Source organism: Streptomyces eurocidicus (genome assembly GCF_002891295.1).
Lineage (GTDB): Bacteria > Actinomycetota > Actinomycetes > Streptomycetales > Streptomycetaceae > Streptomyces > Streptomyces eurocidicus.
Map to the genome: position 1 here is coordinate 280,285 of NZ_LGUI01000013.1, position 16,500 is coordinate 296,784.

The following is a 16,500-nucleotide window of genomic DNA, read 5'->3' on the forward strand; positions in this document are numbered from 1 at the left end:
TCAGCGGGGCGGGCGCGCGCGGCCCGGGTAGTGGTCCTGGACCACGCGCGCCATCGCCCCGATCGGGTCGCCGACCACGAATGTGGCCGAGAACCAGACATGGCCGAGCACCTCGGGGCAGCCCCGGGCGAAGGAGACGTGCCGGGAGAGCTCGCCCGGGTCCTGCCAGGGGGCGGGCTGTGCCGGGTCGCCCGCCCGGTAGAGCGCCTCGCCGATGTAGAGCTGCACATCGGTGCCGCGCACGGTCTCCGCCCACCACGGCACGAGCTTGGCGTAGTCGGCGGCGGCGAAGCCCAGGTGCCAGTAGACCTGCGGGACGATGTAGTCGATCCACTCCTCGCGCACCCATCTACGGGTGTCCGCGCCCAGGTCGTCATAGGTCTGCACACCGGCCTTGGTGTCCGAGCCCCGGGGGTCGGCGGATCTGTTGCGCCAGACGGCGAAGGGGCTGATGCCGAAGCGCACATGCGGCTTGTGCGCCTTGATCCGGCCGCCCATCTCGCGCACGAGGCAGTCGATGTTGTCGCGCCGCCAGGCGGCCCGGTCGGGGAAGCCCTTGCCGTAGCGGGCGTACGCGGCGTCGTCGTCGAACCGCTGCCCGGCGACGGGGTAGGGGTAGAAGTAGTCGTCGAAGTGCGCACCGTCCAGGTCGTAGCGGGTGACGGCGTCGAGCATCGCGTCCTGGACGAAGTGCCGGACCTCGGGCAGGCCGGGGTTGTAGTAGAGCTTGCCGCCGTAGCGCACCACCCACTCGGGGTGGAGCCGCGCGGGGTGGGTGGGGGTCAGCTTGTGGGGGTCGGTGTGGTTGGCGATGCGATAGGGATTGAACCAACCGTGCAGTTCCAGACGGCGCTTGTGGGCCTCGCGCACCGCGAAGGCCAGCGGGTCCCAGCCCGGGTGGCGCCCCTGGACACCGGTCAGGTACTCCGACCACGGCTCGTGGGGCGAGGGCCAGAAGGCGTCGGCGGTCGGCCGCAGCTGGAGCACCACGACATTGAGCCTGCGGGCCACGGCGGCGTCGAGGAGCGCGATCAGCTCCGCGCGCTGCCGGTCGGGGGACAGACCGGGCTTGGAGGGCCAGTCGACATTGACGACGGTCGCGATCCACATTCCCCGGAATTCACGGTTCCGATGGAGCTCGCCCGGCTTGCGGACGCCGGCGGCCGCCGCGACCCCTTCGCGGGCGCTCGCCTCCTCCTTCGCCAGCATCACGGACATCACTCCCGCGGCGGCCACGGTGAACCCTCTTCGACTCATACGCCCCATATGCGGCCCACTCCTTGTCGGATCGGTCACACCATACGGCGGGAGCATGCCCGCCCCGGCCAGCCGGGCACCGCCTGTCGCGGAGTAACGTCTGGATCGAGGCGGGCACGCGCCGGGGGTCCTCCCCACCGCTACCAGCGGTAAGAGGTACGGCCACCCGCCGGACGACCAAGATCAGCGAAAGGCACGATGTGACGGACACTGTGGCAGACGTGGCACGCGTCGGGGTGGTGGGCTGCGGCCAGATGGGCGCGGGCATCGCGGAGGTCTGCGCCCGTTCCGGCCTGGACGTCAAGGTCGCGGAGACCACCGGCGAGGCCCTGGAGCTGGGCCGCACCCGCCTGACGAACTCGCTCGGCAAGGCCGCCGAACGCGGCAAGATCACCGAGGAGGAGCGGGACGCGACGCTGGCGCGGCTGAGCTTCACCACGGACCTGGGCGAGTTCGCCGACCGCGACCTCGTCATCGAGGCGGTCGTCGAGAACGAGCAGGTGAAGACGGAGATCTTCCGGGTGCTCGACCAGGTGATGACCCGCCCGGACGCCATCCTGGCCTCCAACACCTCCTCCATCCCGCTGGTGAAGCTGGCCGTGGCGACCTCCCGCCCCGACCAGGTCATCGGCATCCACTTCTTCAACCCGGCCCCGGTGCAGCAGCTCGTCGAGCTGATCCCCGCGCTGACCACCGGCGAGGAGACCATCAAGCGCGCCGAGGCACTGGTCTCGCAGGTCCTGGGCAAGCACGCCATCCGGGCGCAGGACCGCTCCGGCTTCGTCGTCAACGCCCTCCTCATCCCGTATCTGCTCTCGGCGATCCGGATGTTCGAGTCGGGCATCGCCAGCCGCGAGGACATCGACAACGGCATGGAGCTCGGCTGCGCCCACCCCATGGGCCCGCTGAAGCTCTCCGACCTGATCGGTCTGGACACCGTCGCCTCGGTCGCGGACAGCATGTACCAGGAGTACAAGGAGCCGCTGTACGCCGCTCCCCCGCTGCTCCAGCGCATGGTCGACGCGGGCCGCCTCGGCCGTAAGACCGGGTCGGGCTTCTACACCTACTGAGCCGGCCCGCCGGCGGGGCCGCCGAAGGCCCCGCGGCACCCCGGTACGACGCCGTGTCACCGCCGCACACCCGTGTTCGCACGGGGTGTGCGGCGGTGACACGCACTCACCCTCCGCACACGCTCCCGCCCCGGGTGCCCGCGCGGTTGACTCGCCTCGTGAACACACGCACGGAGAGTCTTCCGGAAGGGGTACGTACCGTGACCAGCCATCCCGAGCACGCCGTCAGGTCGTCGGCCGAGCTCGCGGAGCTCCGTCGTAGCCTCGATGTCGGCGTCGTCCGCATCGACGGCCACCTCGCCCTCCTCACCCAGCGCAGCGATCAGTCGGAGCGCGACATCAGCGAGCTGGCGGGGCGGCTACGGGTCCTCGAACACGGCAGGTGGCCGCTGCCGTCGCTCGCCGCGCTCACCGGGCTCGCCGCCCTGGGGCTGACCGTCTGGCAGGCGGCGGGCCGGTGAGCGCGGTACGCACCTGATCCTCACCCCGGCCCCCGTCCACGGGAGAAGAGGCTCAGCCGAGCCGCATGTGGTGCAGGAGCAGCAGCGCCGCCGCCATGTTGGCGGCCGGCACCTCGCCACGGGCGATCATGTCGGGCACCAGCTTGAGCGGCACCCATTCACGGCGGTCCGACTCGAAGTCGTCCTCCGGCTCGCCCACGCACCGGGCCTCGTCCGACCAGTAGATGTGGTGCCGGGCGTCGGTGAGGCCGTTGGACGGCTCGACGGACATCAGGTGCCGCAGGGGGCCCGGCCGCCAGCCGGTCTCCTCCTCCATCTCCCGGGCCGCCGCGAAGGCCGGGTCCTCACCGTCCTCGACGACGCCCGCGGCCAGTTCCCAGCCCCAGGTGTCGGTGATGAAGCGGTGCCGCCACAGCAGCAGTACCTCATTGGCCTCGTTGACCACCGTGGCCACGGCGACGGGCCGCAGCCTGATGACGAAGTGATCGAGGTGACGGCCGTCGGGGAGTGCGACGTCCGCGAGATTGACCCGGAACCAGCGGTTCGAGTAGACCGTCCGCTCCTTGAGATTCTTCCAACGCACGTATTGCCACCTTCCGCCAAGGTGGCCACCTCCCCGGGCGCTGTCCTCACAAGGGCACGCGCAACGCCCCGTCGATCATCTCGGCGGCCTCCGCGGTAGCCGCACACCCACTCTCGATCAGGTGCTCGCGCACCGCCCGGAGCCGGTCCCGTAAGCGCTGCGATTCCATGCCTCTCGCCTGCTCGGTCATCTCCCGGGCGGTGGCCACCGCCTTGTCCGCGTCTCCTTGACGCAGCTCGATGTGCGTGAGCATGGCGAGCCGGTGGACACGGCCCCGGTCGTGGGCGGGGGTGTCGACGGCGCGGTCCGCGTGCTCACGGGCGGGTCCGAGATCGCCGAGGCTGAGCAGCGCCTCCGCCACCTGAACGTTGACCAGGCCCGGCTGGACGTAGCCGGTCTCGGCGGGCTCCGCGCCGCGGTGGATGCGCTCGGCGGCGGTCTCGGCACGGCGGATGCAGGCGAGCGCCCCCGCGCCGTCGCCCAGTCGCGCGTACGCCTTGGCCTGCATCGCGTAGAGGTCGGCGGCGAGCGCCGGGGTGAGCTCCGGCCCGGCGGACCGCAGCGCGGACTCGGCGAACGCGACGGCCTGCCGGTACTCCCTCATGAACAGCGACTGGTTGACGAGCAGGGCGATCACATAGGCACCGAGGCCCCGGTCCCCGCTGGCCTTGGCCAGCCGCAGCGCCTGGTGGAAGTAGCGCTGGGCCAGGCCGTGGGCGTCGGAGTCATAGGCGCAGATCCCGGCGACGGCGACCAGCCCGCCCGTGGCCCGGTGGAGCTGACGGCCCGTCTCGTCGGTGTAGCTGCCGCGCAGCAGGGGGGCGGCCTCGGCGTTGAGGAAGCCGACCACCCGGGCGCGGGTGGCGATGCCACCGGCCTTGCGGTACATCTGTTCGTAGTGGGCGCGGGCGGCGCGCAGCATCTCGATGTCGTCCATGGAGACCCGGGTCAGCCCGCGCCGGGAGACGTCGGCGTCCTCGGGCGGGTTCTCCCACTCCCAGACCGGGATGACGGCGGGCGTCCCGGTGACGGCGGGCGCGCTGACGATGTGCTCGCGCTGCTGTTCGTCCGAGCGCCACAGGGCGGTGGCGCGCTCGACGAAGCCGGAGAGGGGGGTGTTGGGCAACCGGGGGCTGCCCGGGGTGCCGAGACCTATGTCGTCGAGGGTCAGCGCGCGGTGCAGCCGCTCCCCGAGGACCTCGCAGATCAGGTCGGGCACCTGGCCCCGGGGGCGCTGACCGCGCAGCCAGCGGGCGACGGCGGTGTGTTCGTACCGCAGCGCCAGACCCCGGGCCCGGCCCGCCGCGTTGACATGGGCGGCCAGTCCGGCGTGGGAGATGCCCGCCTCGTCGAGGATGGCGTCAAGCAGTGTGTTGGGCTCCATCCTGCCCTCCGGGTGCGCTCGGTGAGGTCAGCGTAGTGGAGATCCCTTCGCACGGGGTGTGAACCGGACGTCGCTGAGCGTCAGAGCGGAGCGGTGTCTTCCAGCCGGTACGGGGGTGACTCCCGGCGGCCGGAGGTGAGCGCGCCGGGCCGCTGAGCGGGGCCGGCGACCCGGCAGCGGTCCCGGCGGAGCACCATCAGGGCCATGTCGTCGGACAGCCGTCCCCCGGTGTGGCGCAGCAGCGCCGTCCGCACCCGCTCGACGACGGCCGCCGGGACGACGGGGGCGACCGGGGCCGCCTCGGCCAGCACCCTCGCCAGGGGGAAGAACTCCCCTCGCGCGTCCCGGGCGTCCTCCGCGCCGTCGGTGTGGAGGACCAGCGCGTCGCCCGGCGCCAGCCGGGTCAGCCGGGCCACCGGCAGCCGGCCGGGCAGCGGGAACAGGCCGAGCGGGGGCAGTGGATCGCCGCGCCCCACGGCGGCGGCGCGCACCCGGCGGCCGGATCCGCGGGAGAGCCGGTGCGGCCAGGGGTGCCCGCAGTTGAGGGCCTTGACGAGGCCGTCGGAGCCCACCTCCAGGAGCAGGACGGTGACGAACTCCTCGCCGAGCGACGGCTCGCCCAGCTCCCGCTGGAGCGCGCGCTCCAGCCGGCGCAGCACCCCGGGGAGCTCCGGCTCGTCGTGCGCGGCCTCGCGGAAGCTGCCCAGCACGGCGGCGACGGTGCCGATCGCGCCGAGGCCGTGGCCGCGGACGTCGCCTATGACGACGCGGACGCCGTGCGGGGTGGCCAGGGCCTCGTAGAGATCGCCGCCGACGAGCGCGCCCTCGCTGACGGACAGATGGCCGCCGGCCAGGGTCATCCCGCCGAGCCGGGGCGGCAGGGGGCGCAGCAGCGTCCGCTGCGCGGCGGCGGCGACCTCGCGGGCGCGCTCCAGCTCCTTCATGAGCCGGCGGCGGCCCGCGGTGAGGAGGTGGGCGAGTGCCGCGACGGCGACGATCGCACAGCAGGTGCCGAGGCGGGCGGCGGTGTCGAGGCGGCCGGCCGAGCCCAGCGGCACGAGCGCGAGGAGCGCGCAGACCCCGGCGAGCACCACGCACTGGCGGCGGCCGGTGCCGGCGCAGGCGAGGGCGGGCGCGGCGGCGAGCAGCTGGACGAGATGGGTGCCGCGCGGGCTCAGCAGCTCCACGGCCACGACGGCCAGCACCCAGAGTCCGGGAAGCGCGAACACCATCCCCCTCCGCCAGCGCACCGCCCTTGTCCGGATCATGCCGTCGGCCCCCCTAGCAGCAATGACGCGCTCAATTCTCGCGAGCACTCAGCGCCGAGTAACGACTTGACCCTTCAATTCCACCCTATTGAGTGATATTCGGACACTCAGGGACGATGGCACGCGCGAGGGGCGCACCCGGTGAACCGGATGCGCCCCTCGGTCGGTGGCTCCCGCCACCGGGTGGGTCCCGAGGACCCGACGGCTCACGCCCCTCGCAGCACCGCGCCCGTGCGCGCGACCGCCGAGGCGACGGCGGCGTCGCGGGCGGCCGATGCCTCGTCGGCCGTCAGCGTGCGGTCCGCGGCGCGGAACCGCAGCGCGTACGCCAGCGACTTCTTGCCCTCGCCGAGCTGCTCGCCGACGAAGACGTCGAACAGGCGGAGCGACTCCAGGAGCTCACCGGCGCCGGACCGCAGCGCGGCCTCGACGTCGGCCGCGGGCACCGAAGCGGCCACGACGAGCGCGACGTCCTGGGTGGCCACCGGGAAGGCGGAGACGCGGGGGGACTGGACGGGGCCGGTGCCCGCCCGCTCCAGGAGGTCGAGCTCGATCTCCATGGCGCAGGTGCGCTCCGGCAGGCCGAACGCCTTGGTGACGCGCGGGTGGAGCTCACCGGCGCTGCCGACGAACACCTCCTGGCCGTCGATGACGGCGAGCAGCGCGGCACAGCGGCCCGGGTGGAACGGCGCGTGCTGGTCCTGGCGGACGATCAGCTCCACCCCGGCCTCACGGGCGACCGTGCGGCCGGCCTCGACCGCGTCCGCCCAGGTGGCCCGGCGGCCCTGGCCCCACCAGCCGGCCAGCTCGCGGGAGCCGGCGAGGACGACGGCGGCCCGGCGCGGCTGCCGGGGCAGCGCGGCGTTCAGGCCGGCGATCTCCTCGTCGGTCGGGCGGCGGTCGACGGGCAGCCGGACGGCGGCCGGCTCGTCGCCGGTCGGCCGGAAGACCAGACCGGTCTCGAACAGCGCGAGGTCGTGCCCGCCACGGCCGTCGTTGCGCCGCAGGGCGGCGAACAGACCCGGCAGCAGCGTGGTGCGCAGCGCCGGCTCGGTGTCGGCCAGCGGGTTGACCAGGCGCACCACGGTGCGGCGCGGGTCGTCGGCGGCCAGGCCGAGCTGGTCGAGCGCGGCGTCCCCGACGAAGGGGTAGTTGAGCGCCTCGACATAGCCGGCGCCGGCGAGGGCGCGGCCGACCCGGCGGTGCAGGCGCTGCCGCTCGGTCAGGCCCCGGCCGGCCGGGGGCCTCGGCAGGGTGGAGGGCAGGTTCTCGTAGCCCTCCAGGCGGATGACCTCTTCGGCGAGGTCGTTGGGGTCGGTGAGGTCCGGGCGCCAGCTGGGCACGGTGACGATGAGCTCGTCCTGCCCGTAGACGTCGCAGCCGACCTGCTGGAGGCGGCGGACGACGGTCTCCCGGCCGTACGGGACACCGGCGACGCGGTCCGGGTGGTCGGCGCTGATCGAGATCGTGCGCGGCCCGCTGGGGGCGACGATCTCGGTGACGCCGGCCTCGGCGGTGCCGCCCGCCAGCAGCACCAGCAGGTCGACGGTGCGCTGGGCCGCCGCGGAGGCGGCGTTCGGGTCGACGCCGCGCTCGAAGCGCTTGGACGCCTCGGAGGACAGCTTGTGGCGGCGGGCCGCCCGGGCGATGGCGACGGCGTCGAAGTGCGCGGCCTCGACGACGATCTCGGTGGAGCCCTGGCCGGCGGCGTGGTCGCCGATCTCGGTCTCGGCGCCGCCCATCACACCCGCGAGCCCGATCGGGCCGCGGTTGTCGGTGATCACCAGGTCCTCGGGGTGCAGCGTCCGCTTGGTGCCGTCGAGGGTGGTGAGCCGCTCGCCGCGCTCGGCGCGGCGCACGCCGATCGCCCCGTCGATCCGGGACCGGTCGTAGGCGTGCAGCGGCTGGCCCAGCTCGAGCATCACATAGTTGGTGACGTCGACCGCGAGCGAGATCGGGCGCATGCCCGCCTTCTGCAGGCGGCGCTGGAGCCAGATCGGGGAGCGCGCCTCCGCGTCGACACCGGTGACGGTGCGGGCGGTGAAGCGGGAGCAGCCGGCCGGGTCGGCGACCTTGACCGGGTAGCCGTAGGAGTTCGGCGCCGGGACGTCCAGCAGGGCCGGGTCGCGCAGCGGCAGGCCGTAGGCGGTGGCGGCCTCGCGGGCCACGCCGCGCATCGACAGGCAGTAGCCGCGGTCCGGGGTGACGGCGATGTCGAGGACCTCGTCGACGAGCTCCAGGAGCTCGATCGCGTCGGTGCCCGGCTCGTACTCCTGCGGGAGCACGATGATGCCGTGCGTGCCGTCGTCGCCCATGCCCAGCTCGTCGCCCGAGCAGATCATGCCGTGCGAGGTGCGGCCGTACGTCTTGCGGGCGGCGATCGCGAAGTCGCCGGGCAGGACGGCGCCGGGGAGCACCACGACGACCTTGTCGCCGACGGAGAAGTTGCGGGCGCCGCAGACGATCTCCTGGGGCTCGCCGGTGCCGTTGGCCGTGCCGACGTCGACCGTGCAGAAGCGGATGGGCTTCTTGAAGCCCTCCAGCTCCTCGATCGTGAGGACCTGGCCGACGACCAGGGGGCCCTTCAGACCCGCGCCGAGCTGCTCGACGCGCTCGACCTCCAGGCCGGCGGCGACGAGCTTGGCCTGCACGTCCCGACCGGTCTCACCGGCCGGCAGGTCGACGTATTCCCGCAGCCAAGAAAGCGGGACCCGCATCAGATCTCCATCCCGAACGGCCGGGTGAAGCGCACGTCACCCTCGACCATGTCTCGCATGTCTTCAACGTTGTGGCGGAACATCAGCATGCGCTCGATGCCGAACCCGAAGGCGAATCCGCTGTACTTCTCCGGGTCGATGCCCGCGGCGACCAGCACCCGGGGGTTGACCATGCCGCAGCCGCCCAGCTCGATCCAGCCCTCGCTGGAGCAGGTGCGGCAGGGGCGGTCGGGGTTGCCGACCGACTCACCGCGGCACACGTAGCACTGCATGTCCATCTCGGCGGACGGCTCGGTGAACGGGAAGTAGTTCGGCCGCAGCCGGGTGGACATCCCCGTGCCGAAGAGCGCCTGGACCATGTGGTCCAGGGTGCCCTTGAGGTCCGCCATGGTGAGGCCCTCGTCGATGGCGAGGAGCTCGACCTGGGTGAAGACCGGGGTGTGGGTGGCGTCCAGCTCGTCCGTGCGGTAGACGCGGCCCGGGCAGATCACATAGACCGGCGGCTCACGGTCGATCATCGTGCGGACCTGCACCGGGGAGGTGTGGGTGCGCAGCACGACGCCGGAGTCGGCCTTGCCCTGCTTGTCCTGGACGAAGAAGGTGTCCTGCATCGCACGGGCCGGGTGGTCCGGCTCGAAGTTCAGCGCGTCGAAGTTGAACCACTCGGCCTCGACCTCGGGCCCCTCGGCCACCTCGTAGCCCATCGCGACGAAGACGTCCTCGATGCGCTCGGAGAGCGTGGTCAGCGGGTGCCGGGCGCCGGCGGGGGCGCGGTCGTAGGCCAGTGTGACGTCCACGGCCTCCTCGACGAGCACGCGGGCGTCACGCTCCGCCTCCAGCTCGGCCTGGCGGGCCGCGAGGGCCTTGCTGACCGCGCCGCGGGCCATGCCCACGCGCTTGCCGGCCTCGGCCTTGGCCTGCGGCGGCAGGGCGCCGATCTCGCGGTTCGCCAGGGACAGCGGCGACGTGGGACCGGTGTGGGCGATCTTCGCCTCATGGAGGGCGGGGAGGTCGGCGGCGCCGGCGAAGGCGGCGAGCGCCTCGTCCCGCATGCGCTCGAGCTCTTCCGGTTTCAGTGCCTCGACCTCGACAGGGTCGTACGACTTATTGGGTGCGGACATCTCTTCCCGTGCTTCCGATTGTCTGCCAGCTACCGCTGGGAGGTGCCCCCAGGCTTCGCTTCGCCGGCGGCGCTTGCCCATCAGATGGGTGCCAAGGTCGTGCCAAAGGTGCCAAAGGTCGAGTCTAAAGGGCGCGCGTGGTGGGCTGGGCCCACGGGCCGCGCCCGGGCGCCTCTCCCCCCTCCTCGGCTCCCGCTTGTCCCGGCCCCGTCTCAGCCCTGGGTGAGGAAGGCGGGGGCGCCCACGGGCAGCGTGAACCGGAACTGGGCGCCACCGCGCACCGCCCGCTCCACGGTGATCGTCCCGCCGTGGGCCTCGACGATGCCCTTGACGATGTACAACCCCAGGCCGGTGCCGCCGCGCTTGCTGCCCCGCCAGAAGCGGGTGAAGACACGGCTCATGGACTCCTCCGGGATGCCGGGACCCTCATCGCTCACGGTGACCGCCGTGCCCTCGGTCCGGGCCTTGGTCAGCGCCGGGGACACCGCTATGGTGACCGTTCCCGCGCCGTGGCGCACGGCGTTTTCCAGGAGGTTGCCGAGCACCTGGTCGATCTTGTCCGGATCGGCCCAGAGATCCGGCAGCGGATCCTCCACCTCGACCCGGAAGCGCTCCTCGGGCTGCCCGGCGGCGGTGTACGCCTGGATGTGCCGGCGGACGGCGGCGACCACGTCGACGGGCTGGCGGCGGACCTCCAGCCGGCCGGAGTCGATCCGGGAGATGTCGAGCAGCTCGGCGATCAGCCGGGTGACCCGGTCGGCATCGGCGTCGACGGTCTCCAGCATCAGCCGCTTCTGGTCGTCGGTGAACCGCTCCCACTTCGCGAGCAGCGTCGCCGTGAAGCCCTTGACGGACGTCAGCGGCGAGCGGAGCTCGTGGGCGACGGTGGCGATCAGCTCGGCGTGGCTGCGCTCGGTCCGGCGACGGGCCTCGGTGCCGCGCAGCTGGACGACCAGCCGGCGCACCGGGCCGTTCGGCCGCTCGCGGACGTAGCGGGCGGAGACGAGGACCTCACGGCCGCCGGGGAGCAGGAGATTGCGCTCCGGCTGGCCGATCCGGGTGGTCAGACCGCCGTACGGGTCGGTCAGCGGCCACCAGCGGCGGCCTTCCAGGTCCTCGAAGGGCAGGGCGCTCTCCAGGGAGCGGCCGAGGGCCTCGCGGGGCGCCACGGCCGTGATCCGGGCGGCGGCGGCGTTGAAGCAGGTCACCCGGCCGTTCTCATCGGCGACGACCAGGCCGTCGGGCAGGTCGTCGGGGTCGAGACCGAGGCCGCCGAGCCCCGGCAGGGGCGCCTCGCGGGCCCCTCGGGCGTCGCTGACACCGTGGGTGTCAGGGGAAGCGGCCGGACAGGCGTCGGCCACGCTTCCGGAAGTCCTGACGTTCATCATCCGCACCCCCTCCCGAGCCCCCGGGGGGCAACCCTACTAGCTGAAGGTCACGGAGCGGCACCCTCCGGGTGCACGCTGCGCACGGGCGGAGGCGTAGAGGCACACGGCGGCGGCCGTCGCGAGGTTCAGGCTCTCGGCCTTTCCGTGGATCGGCACCCTGACGACCTCGTCGGCCAGGGCCCGGGTCTCGGCGGGCAGGCCCCATGCCTCGTTGCCGAAGATCCAGGCGGTGGGGCCGCCCATGGTGCCCTGGTCCAGCTCGGCGTCCAGGTCGCGCTCCCCGGCGCCGTCGGCGGCCAGGATCCGCGCCCCGGCGCCCTGGAGGCCGCGCACGGCCTGCTCGACGGGCACGCCCACGGCGACCGGCAGGTGGAAGAGGGAGCCGACGGAGGCACGGACCGACTTGGGGTTGTAGAGGTCCACCGAGGCGTCGGTCAGCACGACGGCGTCCGCGCCGGCGGCGTCCGCGCAGCGCAGCACCGTACCGGCGTTCCCGGGGTCCCGGACGTGCGCGAGGACGGCGACGAGCCGGGGCCGGCCGGCCAGGATCTCCTCGAAGGGCGTGTCCAGGAAGCGGCACAGGCCGACGATGCCCTGCGGGGTGACGGTGTCGGACATCTCCGCGATGACCTCGTCCGTCGCGATCAGCACGGGCACCCCGGCCTCACGGGCGGCGGTCACGACGTCCGCGTGCCGCTCGGCGGCGTCCGGCGTCACATACACCTCGATGAGGTGATCGACGGCCTCGCGGACGGACTGCGGCCCCTCGGCCAGGAACCGGCGTTCCTTGCTGCGGAAGCTGCGCTTGGTAAGACGGCGGGCCGCGATGACACGGGGCGATCGCAGGGACGTCAGCTCGGGGGCCGCCATGGGCTCACTTTCGGTTGCTGGGACGTGCTCGCCGGTGCCGAACGGTCTCGGCGCCGCCGGTCCGCACCGTCATGGTGGGGGATCCGGCGCGGCGGGGTCGGCCGCCCGGCAGTGCGGGCGGGCCGCGGGCCGGGGCCCGGACGCAACCGGACCCGCAGGCCAGAGGGCCTGCGGGTCCGGTCGGTGCCTGGGGGCGCCGGGATCAGGCGGCGGCCTTCGGGGCGTTGACGTCGGCCGGCAGCGCCTTCTGCGCGACCTCGACGAGCGCGGCGAACGCGTTCATGTCGTTGACCGCGAGCTCGGCCAGGATCTTGCGGTCCACCTCGATGTTGGCGGCCTTCAGACCCTGGATGAGGCGGTTGTACGTCATGCCGTTCTGGCGGGCAGCGGCGTTGATGCGCTGGATCCACAGCTGACGGAAGTCGCCCTTGCGCTTCTTGCGGTCGTTGTAGTTGTAGACCAGGGAGTGGGTGACCTGCTCCTTGGCCTTGCGGTACAGGCGCGACCGCTGGCCGCGGTAGCCCTTGGCCGCCTCGAGGATCGCCCGACGCTTCTTGTGCGCGTTGACTGCGCGCTTGACGCGTGCCACTTGTTAACTCCTTGTAGCGGGGCCGCGGTGCGTTCTCACGCGGCCCGAATTCGAATGGGTCCCGGTCCGACGCGCACCCCGTGGGTACGGGGCGCGGAGCGTCACTTGCCGAGAAGCTTCTTGATCTTCTTGGCGTCGCCCGGGGCCATCTCGGCGTTGCCGGTGAGGCGACGCGTCAGCTTGGACGACTTGTGCTCGAGCAGGTGGCGCTTGCCGGCGCGCTCGCGCATGACCTTGCCGGAGCCAGTGATCTTGAAGCGCTTGCTGGCACCGGAGTGCGTCTTGTTCTTCGGCATGCGCCGTATCTCCTCGTCGGTGGCGCTTCTCCGGCCCGCGGACGGGCATACGGAAGCGTCAGCTGTGTTCGGTTGCTTTCCGGGGCGAACCCCGGGGGCGATCCGCGGGGCGAGGCCCCTGGATCACGCCTCTGCGGGCTCCTCGGCGGACTGCTCCTGCTCGGCGGAGTCGTCCGCGGCAGAAACACCCTGGCGCTCCGCCTTGCGGGCGGCCTGCGCCTCGCGGGCTTCGGCCATCGCCTCGGTCTTCTTCTTGTGCGGACCGAGGACCATGATCATGTTTCGGCCGTCCTGCTTCGGGTTCGACTCGACGAAACCGAGGTCCTGGACGTCCTCCGCCAGACGCTGCAGCAGTCGGTAGCCGAGCTCCGGCCGGGACTGCTCGCGACCACGGAACATGATCGTGATCTTGACCTTGTCGCCCTGCTTGAGGAACCGGACGACGTGACCCTTCTTGGTGTCATAGTCGTGCGGGTCGATCTTCGGCCGGAGCTTCATCTCCTTGATGACCGTGTGCGCCTGGTTCTTGCGCGCCTCACGGGCCTTCATGGCCGACTCGTACTTGAACTTCCCGTAGTCCATGAGCTTGCAGACCGGCGGACGTGCGTTCGCGGCCACCTCGACGAGGTCGAGGTCGTACTCCTGCGCAAGCTCCAGGGCCTTGGCAAGCGGCACAATGCCGACCTGCTCGCCGCTGGGACCGACAAGTCGCACCTCGGGGACGCGAATCCGGTCGTTGATGCGGGGCTCGGCGCTGATGGATCCTCCTCGGTAGCACCACGCGGCCGCCTGGCGGACAGCCACGTAACGTCTGTTTCGTCAGACCAACCGCGCCGGTGCACAAAAAATGCCCCGGACGGGACACAGGCGGGGCTCCATAAATACCGGAACGCCGCGGTGCGATCCGCGGGGCATATCGGGCAGCTCCATCGTCCGTACGGAACGATGGGCGCCGCCTGACCGGAGACCTGCCGGCCTGAAGCCGACCAGGTGGGAGAACGGAGCCTCCACTTGTGGGCCGGGCACGTGAGTGTCCAGCCGGTCATGTGGCACAACCATAGCAGCGGTGACACGTAGCGTGCCAACCCGTGGCGAACCGATTCGCCGCCGGGCCGTATCGTGGGCGCCATGAGCGACGCGACCCCCACCGGCGAGACGCCGGACTTCGACACCATGACCCGTGACATCGCGGACGTACCCGCGGTCGAGGTGATCACGACGGTCGCGGTGCACCTGATGAGCTCGGCGGCGGTCAACCTCGGCCTCGCCGAGGAGGGCGAGGCGCACAAGGACCTCGACGAGGCCCGCAAGCTGATCACCGCCCTGGCGGGCCTGGTCACGGCGAGCGCCACCGAGATCAGCAACTTCCACGCGGGCCCGCTGCGCGACGGCCTGAAGTCCCTCCAGCTGGCCTTCCGCGAGGCGTCGGTCGTCCCGGACCAGCCCGGCCAGGGCCCCGGCGAGAAGTACACCGGCCCCGTCTTCGGCTGAGCCCCTCACTCTTCGGGGGCGTCCGGCCGGGCCGGCTTCACGCCACCCGGCCGCGACGCCGTCGAGAGCTCGTCCGCCAGATTGGCCGGCCCCATCCTCGGATGGGTCAGCTGGTGCGCCAGGGCCGCGAGCACGCCGCCGATCAGCGGCGCCACGAGGAACAGCCACAGCTGGGACAGCGCGCCGCCGCCCGCGAAGAGCGCCGGGCCCAGGCTGCGCGCCGGGTTCACGGACGTGCCGGTCAGCGGCACCCCCACCAGGTGGATCACGCCGAGCGCCAGGCCGATGGGCAGCCCGTCGAAGCCCACGACGGCCACCTTGTGGGTCACCGCGAGCACGACGAAGACCAGCAGGAAGGTCAGGACGACCTCCGCGAGGAACGCGCCGCCGGTGTCGATGTGCACCAGTGAGCGGTCGCCGTAGCCGTTGCTGCCGAAGGCGCCGTGCGTCTTGAGCCCCGGCACCTGCTTGGCCAGCAGGAACAGCACCGCCGCGCCGACGATGCCGCCGAGCAGCTGGGCGACCCAGTACTCGATGGCCGTGCGGAGCGTGATGCGCCCGTCCACCAGCACCCCGAGCGTCACCGCCGGGTTCACATGGCACCCCGAGATCGGACCCAGCGCGTACGCCAGGGCCAGCAGGGTGAAGCCGAAGGCCAGGGCGATGCCCAGCACACCGATGTAGTCGGCCGCGAGGACCGCGGAGCCGACGGCGAAGAAGACCAGCAGCGCGGTGCCGAGGAACTCGGCCGCGACGGTTCGTATCTGCACGGGGTCGAGCCGCAAAGACCCCAGATTCACGGCGTCCATCGGTCCTCCCGGGGATCTCGTGGACTGTCTTCGCATTGTCGGACGATCCCCGGGTGCCCGCCTGTCGGCCGGTGGCTCAGCGCGTGAAGAGCGGCTCCCCCGGGAGCGTCGCCCCCGCCGGGAGCAGGGCCATGTCCAGGCCCCTGACCAGCCGCGCCCGCAGCACGTCGTCCGCCGCCAGCGCGGTCGCGACCCGCCGCACCGCCTCCTGCCGCGCCGCGCCCTCCACGACCGCCAGCGCCAGCGTCCCGTCGGCGTCCCGCGCGGGCCCGAGGTACGCCCGCAGCACGTCCGGCTCCGCGGCCAGCACCGCGCGCAGCGCGTCGGCCACCGCCGGGTCGGCCAGCGGGTCGGCGCTCCCCCGCCCCTCGGCCAGCGCCAGCAGCGCCGGGCCGGTCAGCTGGTACGGCACCGGGCCCGCCATGTCCAGGACGATCGTGTCCGCCTTCTCGTGCGCGGCCGCCTGCAGCGCCTGGTGCAGCGGCACCGCCACGGGGCGCGCGTCCGCGCGCCAGCGGGCCAGCGACTCGACGGACGTGAACGCCGGCAGCGCCTTGCGCCCGTCGGGCGCCTGGAGCGTCGGTACGGCCATGTCGCTGGTCTTCTCGCGCTTCAGCCCGTCCGCCCCGGTCTCCACCTCACCGAGCACGGCCACCACGGGAACGAGCAGCCGCGCCCCGGGCAGCGCGGCGAGCACCCCGGCCTCGGCGGCCGGATCCGCGGCCCAGGCGGCGAGCGCGTCGGCGAGGGCGGGGTCGGCCGAGCCGTTGTCGTCGGAGAAACCGGGGTCCGGGATGTTCTTCAGCACGGGGTGAGCCTACCGGCCGGGGTTTGCCGGGTACGGCGCCCGGGTGGCACGTCCTTTGCCTCTGTCCACGGCCGGGCGCGGCGCCGTTTCCCGCTGCGCGGAAGTCGCCGTACGGCCCCGGCCCAATGCCACCTGCGGCGCCGTACCCCTTGCCGGGGCGGCTGCCTGCCACCACGTGCGGCGCCGTCTCCCGCTGCGCGGGCGGGTCCGCTGCGCGGGGCGTGGCACCGGTGCGGAAGTCGCCGTACGGCCTCTGCCCTTTGCCACGTGCGGCGCGTACCCCTTGCCGGGGCGGCTGCCTGCCACCACGTGCGGCGCCGTCTCCCGCTGCGCGGGCGGGTCCGCTGCGCGGGGCGTGGCACCGGTGCGGGGGCGGGCCTCCGCGCGG

At 72.8% G+C, this 16,500-nt stretch carries 16 protein-coding genes; 3 read left to right on the top strand and 13 right to left on the bottom strand.

What is annotated here, in order from left to right; translation table 11 throughout:
* Window positions 1-1,266: a glycoside hydrolase family 10-like protein gene (locus AF335_RS31990; protein ID WP_102921905.1), complete on the bottom strand. Its 1,266-nt coding sequence runs from the start codon at window positions 1,264-1,266 to the stop codon at window positions 1-3.
* A gap of 203 nt (window positions 1,267-1,469) precedes the next feature.
* Here AF335_RS31990 and AF335_RS31995 point away from each other — a divergent pair, with 203 nt between their 5' ends.
* Window positions 1,470-2,327 carry a 3-hydroxybutyryl-CoA dehydrogenase gene (locus tag AF335_RS31995; RefSeq protein WP_102921945.1) on the top strand — a complete coding sequence of 286 codons (858 nt, stop codon included), beginning with the start codon at window positions 1,470-1,472 and terminating at the stop codon, window positions 2,325-2,327.
* A 200-nt stretch (window positions 2,328-2,527) separates the two neighbouring features.
* A complete protein-coding gene (locus tag AF335_RS32000) occupies window positions 2,528-2,788 on the top strand; it encodes a hypothetical protein (RefSeq protein ID WP_102921906.1) in 261 nt (86 codons plus the stop codon).
* Window positions 2,789-2,840: 52 nt separating this feature from the next.
* Here AF335_RS32000 and AF335_RS32005 read toward each other — a convergent pair whose 3' ends face one another.
* From AF335_RS32005 to infC, 10 genes are all read right to left on the bottom strand, one after another.
* Window positions 2,841-3,371, bottom strand: a complete 531-nt coding sequence (locus AF335_RS32005; RefSeq protein ID WP_102921907.1) for an NUDIX hydrolase — start codon at window positions 3,369-3,371, stop codon at window positions 2,841-2,843.
* 46 nt (window positions 3,372-3,417) lie between these two features.
* Complete coding sequence (locus tag AF335_RS32010) at window positions 3,418-4,755, bottom strand: tetratricopeptide repeat protein (RefSeq protein WP_102921908.1); 1,338 nt, start codon at window positions 4,753-4,755, stop codon at window positions 3,418-3,420.
* An 80-nt stretch (window positions 4,756-4,835) separates the two neighbouring features.
* Window positions 4,836-5,987 (bottom strand): PP2C family protein-serine/threonine phosphatase, encoded by a 1,152-nt coding sequence (locus AF335_RS32015; RefSeq protein ID WP_228773417.1) that lies wholly within the window; start codon window positions 5,985-5,987, stop codon window positions 4,836-4,838.
* A 242-nt stretch (window positions 5,988-6,229) separates the two neighbouring features.
* Complete coding sequence (gene pheT / locus AF335_RS32020) at window positions 6,230-8,740, bottom strand: phenylalanine--tRNA ligase subunit beta (RefSeq protein ID WP_102921910.1); 2,511 nt, start codon at window positions 8,738-8,740, stop codon at window positions 6,230-6,232.
* Window positions 8,740-9,861 (bottom strand): phenylalanine--tRNA ligase subunit alpha, encoded by a 1,122-nt coding sequence (gene pheS, locus AF335_RS32025; RefSeq protein ID WP_102921911.1) that lies wholly within the window; start codon window positions 9,859-9,861, stop codon window positions 8,740-8,742. Before pheS ends, pheT begins: the two co-directional genes overlap by 1 nt.
* A gap of 212 nt (window positions 9,862-10,073) precedes the next feature.
* Window positions 10,074-11,246 carry a sensor histidine kinase gene (locus tag AF335_RS32030; protein WP_102921946.1) on the bottom strand — a complete coding sequence of 391 codons (1,173 nt, stop codon included), beginning with the start codon at window positions 11,244-11,246 and terminating at the stop codon, window positions 10,074-10,076.
* A gap of 39 nt (window positions 11,247-11,285) precedes the next feature.
* Window positions 11,286-12,119 carry a TrmH family RNA methyltransferase gene (locus tag AF335_RS32035; RefSeq protein WP_102921912.1) on the bottom strand — a complete coding sequence of 278 codons (834 nt, stop codon included), beginning with the start codon at window positions 12,117-12,119 and terminating at the stop codon, window positions 11,286-11,288.
* Window positions 12,120-12,321: 202 nt separating this feature from the next.
* Entirely contained in the window at window positions 12,322-12,708 is a 387-nt protein-coding gene (rplT, locus tag AF335_RS32040; RefSeq protein ID WP_102921913.1) for a 50S ribosomal protein L20, read from the bottom strand.
* Window positions 12,709-12,809: 101 nt separating this feature from the next.
* Complete coding sequence (gene rpmI, locus AF335_RS32045) at window positions 12,810-13,004, bottom strand: 50S ribosomal protein L35 (protein ID WP_071964711.1); 195 nt, start codon at window positions 13,002-13,004, stop codon at window positions 12,810-12,812.
* A gap of 123 nt (window positions 13,005-13,127) precedes the next feature.
* Window positions 13,128-13,808 (bottom strand): translation initiation factor IF-3, encoded by a 681-nt coding sequence (gene infC, locus AF335_RS32050; RefSeq protein WP_087928877.1) that lies wholly within the window; start codon window positions 13,806-13,808, stop codon window positions 13,128-13,130.
* A gap of 324 nt (window positions 13,809-14,132) precedes the next feature.
* Between infC and AF335_RS32060 the strand changes: the two genes are divergently transcribed.
* Entirely contained in the window at window positions 14,133-14,495 is a 363-nt protein-coding gene (locus AF335_RS32060) for a DUF1844 domain-containing protein (protein WP_102921914.1), read from the top strand.
* Window positions 14,496-14,500: 5 nt separating this feature from the next.
* Here AF335_RS32060 and AF335_RS32065 read toward each other — a convergent pair whose 3' ends face one another.
* Together AF335_RS32065 and AF335_RS32070 are read right to left on the bottom strand one after the other, a co-directional pair.
* Window positions 14,501-15,265, bottom strand: coding sequence for an MIP family channel protein (locus tag AF335_RS32065; protein ID WP_102921947.1), 765 nt, complete (start codon window positions 15,263-15,265; stop codon window positions 14,501-14,503).
* 115 nt (window positions 15,266-15,380) lie between these two features.
* Window positions 15,381-16,112: an SseB family protein gene (locus AF335_RS32070; protein ID WP_102921915.1), complete on the bottom strand. Its 732-nt coding sequence runs from the start codon at window positions 16,110-16,112 to the stop codon at window positions 15,381-15,383.
* Window positions 16,113-16,500: the final 388 nt, after the last annotated feature.